The following is a 6,387-nucleotide window of genomic DNA, read 5'->3' as shown; positions in this document are numbered from 1 at the left end:
CCGGGCGACGTTCGCGAGACCGACAGCGGCTTTGCGCTGGCCCGCGATCCGGCCCGGGAGGTCGCCGCTGCACGCCTCGACGAGCAGGTCTCCGAGACGAACGTCACGCCGAGTGACATCACGCTACAGGACACCGACAGCGGCTTTGAAGCCGTCTTCGAGCAGCAGGTGAGCCGATAATGGTCAATTTACCGTCCTCGATGGCTGGCGAATCGCACTCAAGCAACGTCGATGGGATTGACACCGGCACCGCCACGGGTGAGGCATACGACGGCCCGACCGAGGAGACTGGCGACTTCGCCGACGATGGGGCGGACGGCGGCGGGCGGACGCGCAGCGTCAGGGAGACCGTCAGCATCCCGAGCAGCGTCGGCGACGATGTGACTACGGTCAACCCCGACCCGACCGACCCAGCGCAAGACCGATCCACCGGGCTCAACATCCCGAGCAGCGTCGGCGACGATGTGACTACGGTCAATCCCGACCCCACGGACCCGGCACAGACGCGCTCGACGACGGTTGACGATGTCGAACGCGCAACCAGCGGTGGCAGTGTCAGTGTTGATGTGAGTGCCGGCAGTGGCTCGCCGGGCGGGATTGATTCGCCGGAGGTATCGGGGACGACAGCGACGGAGACGGTTGCCCGCGAGGACCTTGGCGTCGGTGTCCGCGAAGATGTTGCCACACGCCTCGACCGGCAGGTCGATCAGGTCGATGTGGGTGCCGACGATGTTGTTCGTACATCCGATGGCTTCGGCCTTGACGATGAGACGACGGGCGAGCTGGCACGCCGGCAGGCAGCCGCACAAGATCCGCTTCGAGACCCCGAGGACTTTGTCGCCGATACATCCGGCGAGGATGTCAGCGTCCGGCGGCGCGCGCGACCGTTCTTCGAGGACCAACGCGAAGCGCTTGGGTTGAACCCGCCGGAAGAATCGTCGATCCGGCGGCGTCTTCGCTCGGGTAGCCGGTCGGTGCAAGGCTTTTTCGACGACGTGGCGACGCGACAAGAACAAGCCGTCCCGTCGGCTGGGAGCCTCGCCGAAGACAGTGACATCCCCGGCAGCGACCAGATCCCGACCGTCACGCCGGGCGATCAAACACGCGGCGCTGGGGCGGTGTTCGATCTGCCCGGTGCGGTCGACAGCGCTGCCCGAGTCGGCGAACGCGCCGCGAACGTCGGACAGGCAAGCGCCGAATCGACGGCCGCTGACCTCGGGCTCGACGGCACGTTCGATGTCCAAGAAGACGCACTCGGGCAGGAAATTGACGCCCAACAGACAGCCGTCGGCCAAACGGCCAGCGACATCGAGACCGTCGCACGCAACGACCCCGGCGTACTCGTCGGCGCGATCGGCACCGGCGTAGCTACCTCTGTCGGTGTCGGCGTCGGCGTCGGCCGCGGCGTGACGCGGGCGCGAGACGCCGCCCGGACAGCCGGCGCGACGGAGATCGACTTCGGCGACGTGACCAACCCCTCAACGCGGGCGTTCGTCGAAGGCGACGAAGGCGACCCGTTCCCGGCGGTGCAAGACCGTGATCTCGCGGCCGAACAGCCCGCCGAAGCGATCCGGCAACAGGCCGACGAGTTCACGCCGCGAGACCTCGAAACCGAGTTCGAGGACGCTGGGGCGCCGGTTGGTGCCGACGAGTCGGTGATGTTCCGCGCCGTGGACACCGAGCCTGAAGGCCCCGGCCGCAGCCGTGCAGATCAGGGTCTCGAAACGTTCGGCACCGAACGGCCCTTCGACCCGCCGGGTGGGTTCGTCTCGCCGGAACTCTCGCCGCGGTTCTTGGGCGTCGAGGACGCCGAGTTTTCGCCACGGCCGGGGTTGCCGGATTTCGGCGGCCGGCCGACCGGCGTCGCCGTTCGCACGCGCGTTCGCGAGCCGGACGCCAGCGACTTCGAGGGGTTCCGCACCGAGTTAGAGGAACGCGCTGGCGAGACGGATGCGTTCACAAACCCCGACTTTTCGTTCGGCGAGGCCGAGGCCGTGATCCCGCCGCAAGCGGAGTTCACACCCGTCTCCAGCGGTGGCCTCGGCCGGCGGGCGGCTCGGGCCGTCGGCATCGGCTCGGACTTTGAGGTCAACGTTGCTGGGCGCTCGGTGCCGCTGCGAACCGTTGCCGATGTTGAGGGGCGTCGTGGCTTCCTTGACGACACGAGTGGCAGTCTCGGCAGCGGTCGCGGCGTCGGGCAGTCGCGGCGGCTTGACGAGTTCTCAAGCCGCGGGGTTCGGCAACGGACCGACCGACCGACCGCCATCCCAGCCTCCAGCGGCGCGTTCGGTACGTCATCGCCGAGTGCCGTCGGCTCGTCGGGCTTCGGCCTCGGCTTGAGTAGTGGCGCGAGCAGCCCCGGCTCAAGCGGCAGTAGTAGCGGCGTCAGCAGCCCCGGCAGTAGTGGTAGCAGCGGCGGCAACAGCGGCGCCAGCAGTGGCGGGAGTAGCGGTACATCCGCGCCCGACGGTGGTGCGTTCGGCGCTGGTGGCAGCGCCAGCGGTACGGCAGGGCTGTCCGGTCTCGGGGGCACGTCCGGCACATCAGCCGACAGCCCCGCCAGTGGCGGCGGTTCCAGCGGTGCGTTCAATACCGCAAGCGGCGCCAGCGGCTCGGGTGGCGCGTTCGGCGACGGCTTCGGTGGCGGAGACGACGGACCGCCGGTTACTGACGAGGAGTTCCCGGGCGACGATCAAGACCTCGAAGATCGAAGCGATATTCTGCGCGCGCAGTCGGCCGATCTATTTGAGAGTGGGATCGCCAGCGCCGAAGAACTCCTTACCCGCGGATCGAACTAACGGCGTCGGCCGCATATCGCCGCAGCGGTTTTCGACCGGCGTAGAGCTGGACGATATACAGCTCGCCACTCGATTCCCAAACGCCGATGCCGTGGTACGAAAACGAGTTATTTAGTAAGTTTTCTCGATGTGGCTTCGAGCGGAGCCATTTTTTCACGACGTAGTTGGCGACATCCTCCGGCGACCCGCGCCGCTGCACACAGGCCAGATTCTCGCCCGGTTGTCGGTACGGCCGCACGCGGCTGGCCGGCGAGCCACGGTGGTCGTGCGTGATGTGGCCGAGGTCCGACAGCGAACGGGCGTATTGGATCGCCGCGTCGATCAACGGCTGTTCGGGTGTGAGTTCCGAGCGGCCATCGCGCTGGCGTGCGTCCGTCGTGGCGTGGTGGAGATCGCGCGCGACGGCCTCCGCGAAGTGCATACTCGCCGATACCGACTCCAGTGGCAAAAATCCCACACCGCGCGGACGGCCTCTTTTTAACCAGCAGCCGAAACCACCGCGCATGAGCGACGAAGAACCGCCAGACCCCGAAACGCTCCGCGAGCGCGTGCGCGAACTGGAACAGACCGCCGACGACCTCCGCGAGACCGTCGACGAACTCCAACAGCGCCGCGGCCCCAGTCGCCGCGATCTCCTGAAAGTCGGCAGCGGCGGGCTGCTCGGCGCCGGGCTGCTTGCCAGTAGCCAGCCCGTCAGCGCCGCGCCGGCGTCGGCCGATACCAGCGCCGGGCAGGTCGGTGTGGCCGGCAAATCGGAGGATATGGTGGTGGATCAACTCTACGATCCCGGCGGCGACGAGATTCTGAACGTCGATGACAGCGGCGGGATCAACGCGCAATTCGGGCGCGTGTGGCATTTCGACGGCATCAACCTCGGCAGCACGCTCGATTTGAGTGGGAACGATCTGACGGGCGTGCAATCATTTAGTGCCGACACGGCAGATGTCACAAATCAGTTGAGCGCCGGATCGCTCAATGTAGACGGTTTAAACAGCGCCGACCTCGCAAACGCGGCGGCTGATACCGTCCCCACAGCACAAGGCGACGGTTCGTTGAGTATGGACCCGATCCCGAGTTCTGACGGGCCAAATAAAAGCCATGCTGAAACGCTTGAAGCGGATACACCGCTGCCGGTCACGTTGTCGTTTTCGGAAACGGTCGAACTGGTTGATGTGTACTGGTCAACCGATGGCAGCGAAGATGTGAACATGCAGATCAATGGCAACACAACAAGTAATTATAATTGGGATGAACTTGTTAGTGGAACCAGTCATTCTGCTTCATCCGCGACAATATCCGGAGACACAACGACTTCCAGATCATTCGCAAACCGTCTTACAATTCAGTGCTGGAGTACCGCAGGCACAGATAGAATAACATGGACTGCTTGGGGAGGCGAATCGACCAGCACCCGGACCTATCGAATCGGCGTGTTGGGTGACAACGCCGGTTCTGGTATTGATACAATCGACTTGCAGCAGCCCAATAATACAGATTTAATCGAGTACACGGCAATCGGATACAATATCACAGGCGGGAATAAATAATGATACTCAAACAATACAATAACGGCATTATTGTTGAACAGGACGGCACCGAAATATATCGGACGACTGGGGAGTGGACATTCCCGAACGACGCGCGAGCGGCTGTCTTTGGGTACATTGATGGAGAATTGAAAGACGCAGGATTTAGCGACCAAGAGATTGCGGCGCTGGAATCTGCGTTTGAGGCGATGATGGGGTTGCGCGGAGACTACGAAACTGTCAGTGTTGACGACAATATATGAGACGCAGTAGCCGCTCAGATTCTACGAGTTTGAGGACTCAGCGTAAGCCTGTTTCATACTATACCGCCTAAAAAAATAAAGAGCGACGAAACTACCCGGTCTCGATCGTCAACGAGCCGCTACCACTAACCGAGCCGTAATCTTTAGCGTCGTAGCCGCTCCGTTCAACCGTCAAGGTCGCCGTATCGGACGCCTTGGCCGACGCCAGCGCCGTCCCTTCATCATTCAGGACCTCAAACTCAGCCTCGATTACCACGTCGGTCTCGCGCGTTCCGGCGCCGGGGGCTAACTCGCTGGCGGTGACGACGCCCTCGGCGAGCAGGTCGGCGCTCACGTCCGTCGAGCCACTATCCTCTCTGAATAGCGTCGTCCCGGTCTCCGTTGCCAGCTCGGTTAGTTCGCCGTCGGGCTTCCCCGCCGCCACCGTCACATCCGTCTCCGCCGGCTGGACCCCGCTCGGCAAATCAAACGACCACTCGACGGTCAAATCCAACGTGACGGCGGTCACCGAGCCGTCCGGCCCGACCGTCGCGGTCTCGTCGCCGACATCCAGGCCCGCCGTCGCCTGGGCGTCGGCCGGCTGGGAACTGACCCGCAGGCCGACCAGCGCCAGCGCGCCACCCGCGCCGGCGGTCGCGGCGCCGCGGAGGAGATCGCGGCGTCTCATCGGATAACCACCACTTTATGATCGGGCACGTTCGCCGGGCTGACTTCGGCCAGCCCCAACGAGGACTCGATGACGGCCCGGGCGACGGCGTTCGGAAGCGTCCCGCGGTCGGTCGCCCGAACCGTCGCTTCAACGGTCTCACGGTTCGACAGCGCCGTGTCGGCCGACAGCCGATCCGTCCCGACGACCGACGGTTGACTTTCGAGCCGGCGCGCCAGCTCGTCGGCGACGGCCGCGGGGGCGTCGGAAAAGCTCATCGGCGAGCTCGTCGCGCCCGGCGGCGTTCGGCCCGCCGGTGCCGTCTCTCTAAGGCGATCCGATCCTCGTCGTAGTGACCGCAGTTCGCACAGCCCTCGCGCCACTTGTAGCCGTCCGCGCCGCAGAGCGGGCAGAGGGTCATGCGTCGATCGCCTCCCGCAGTATCTCGCCGAACGACTCGGCGTAGTGTAGCGATTCCCACCCGCGCTTGTCGTCGACAAAGGCGACATAGGCCGACAGTTTTCGCTCGCTCAGGTCAAACGTCCGTTCGATCGCGCCGTCGGCGGCGACCACGACCACGCGATCGTCGTACGCCGAGTGGTGATGGACGGCACCCTCGGCGTCGGTGCCGAGTGTCTGTGGTCGGTCAAGCGATTCGAGTGCGTCGTGTGAGCCCCTGTTCTTATAGGCTCGCGTCTCTTGTGTACTCATGCGTACCTCTTAGACACGATCCCGTCGGCGGGCGTGCCACCGCCCCCGGCGATGCTGTAATCACCGGATAGCGACGGGTTCGTGTCACCTAATACCACGTGCTACAGGTACTTAGTTGTTGGCATAGAACCGCGCCAACTGGCGCGCTTGTAGAACAAATGGCAGTTATTCGGACAGCCGTTCGCGGCCGGCGTCGGTAATCATCCAATAGCCCTTTTCCGAGGTGTCGATCCGGCGTAACTCGCCGTCCTCCATCGCCTCGGGGTCAATTTTTTGCAGTTCACCGCGCTCCCCAAGCTCGCTACAGTACCGCATCACCGAGCGTCGCCCAAACGTGGCCCCCCGGACCCGAAGAATCCGGTAAATGAGCACGGGTGGCAGCGGCTCGCCAACCTCGGCGAGCAGCGACAAAACCACCCGTTCACGGTCTGTCTTGGGCATAC

General features: G+C 64.3%; 10 protein-coding genes. 4 read left to right on the top strand and 6 right to left on the bottom strand.

All coding sequences use genetic code 11. The annotated features are described in order from the left end of the window. On the top strand, positions 1-180 hold a 180-nt coding region (locus KM295_RS14520; protein WP_256030712.1), incomplete at its 5' end, for a hypothetical protein. Continuing rightward, positions 180-2,798, top strand: a complete 2,619-nt coding sequence (locus KM295_RS14515) for a hypothetical protein (RefSeq protein ID WP_256030711.1) — start codon at positions 180-182, stop codon at positions 2,796-2,798. The genes KM295_RS14520 and KM295_RS14515, both read left to right, overlap by 1 nt. On the opposite strand, the gene KM295_RS14510 is transcribed toward KM295_RS14515, so the two are convergent. Further along, positions 2,779-3,219, bottom strand: a complete 441-nt coding sequence (locus tag KM295_RS14510; RefSeq protein ID WP_256030710.1) for a CAP domain-containing protein — start codon at positions 3,217-3,219, stop codon at positions 2,779-2,781. The two genes, KM295_RS14515 and KM295_RS14510, sit on opposite strands and share 20 nt — an antisense overlap. A gap of 82 nt (positions 3,220-3,301) precedes the next feature. On the opposite strand from KM295_RS14510, the gene KM295_RS14505 reads away from it, so the two are divergent. Continuing rightward, positions 3,302-4,345 carry a DUF3618 domain-containing protein gene (locus KM295_RS14505; RefSeq protein WP_256030709.1) on the top strand — a complete coding sequence of 348 codons (1,044 nt, stop codon included), beginning with the start codon at positions 3,302-3,304 and terminating at the stop codon, positions 4,343-4,345. Beyond that, positions 4,345-4,587, top strand: coding sequence for a hypothetical protein (locus KM295_RS14500; protein ID WP_256030708.1), 243 nt, complete (start codon positions 4,345-4,347; stop codon positions 4,585-4,587). The genes KM295_RS14505 and KM295_RS14500 overlap by 1 nt, the downstream gene beginning before the upstream one ends. A gap of 91 nt (positions 4,588-4,678) precedes the next feature. Here KM295_RS14500 and KM295_RS14495 read toward each other — a convergent pair whose 3' ends face one another. The 5 genes from KM295_RS14495 to KM295_RS14475 all read right to left on the bottom strand — a co-directional run bounded on the left by KM295_RS14495 (position 4,679) and on the right by KM295_RS14475 (position 6,385). After that, positions 4,679-5,254, bottom strand: a complete 576-nt coding sequence (locus tag KM295_RS14495) for a hypothetical protein (protein WP_256030706.1) — start codon at positions 5,252-5,254, stop codon at positions 4,679-4,681. Next, positions 5,251-5,511, bottom strand: coding sequence for a hypothetical protein (locus KM295_RS14490; RefSeq protein WP_256030704.1), 261 nt, complete (start codon positions 5,509-5,511; stop codon positions 5,251-5,253). The genes KM295_RS14495 and KM295_RS14490 overlap by 4 nt, the downstream gene beginning before the upstream one ends. Further along, on the bottom strand, positions 5,508-5,654 hold the full coding sequence (locus KM295_RS14485) for a hypothetical protein (protein ID WP_256030703.1): 147 nt from the start codon (positions 5,652-5,654) through the stop codon (positions 5,508-5,510). The genes KM295_RS14490 and KM295_RS14485 overlap by 4 nt, the downstream gene beginning before the upstream one ends. Continuing rightward, positions 5,651-5,944 carry a hypothetical protein gene (locus KM295_RS14480; protein WP_256030702.1) on the bottom strand — a complete coding sequence of 98 codons (294 nt, stop codon included), beginning with the start codon at positions 5,942-5,944 and terminating at the stop codon, positions 5,651-5,653. Before KM295_RS14480 ends, KM295_RS14485 begins: the two co-directional genes overlap by 4 nt. A gap of 165 nt (positions 5,945-6,109) precedes the next feature. Then, positions 6,110-6,385, bottom strand: coding sequence for a hypothetical protein (locus KM295_RS14475; protein WP_256030701.1), 276 nt, complete (start codon positions 6,383-6,385; stop codon positions 6,110-6,112). Positions 6,386-6,387: the final 2 nt, after the last annotated feature.

Source organism: Natronomonas aquatica (assembly GCF_024449025.1).
Taxonomy (GTDB): Archaea; Halobacteriota; Halobacteria; order Halobacteriales; family Haloarculaceae; genus Natronomonas; species Natronomonas aquatica.
Note: the sequence above shows the minus strand (reverse complement) of the source record. Positions and strands in the feature narration are given on the sequence as shown.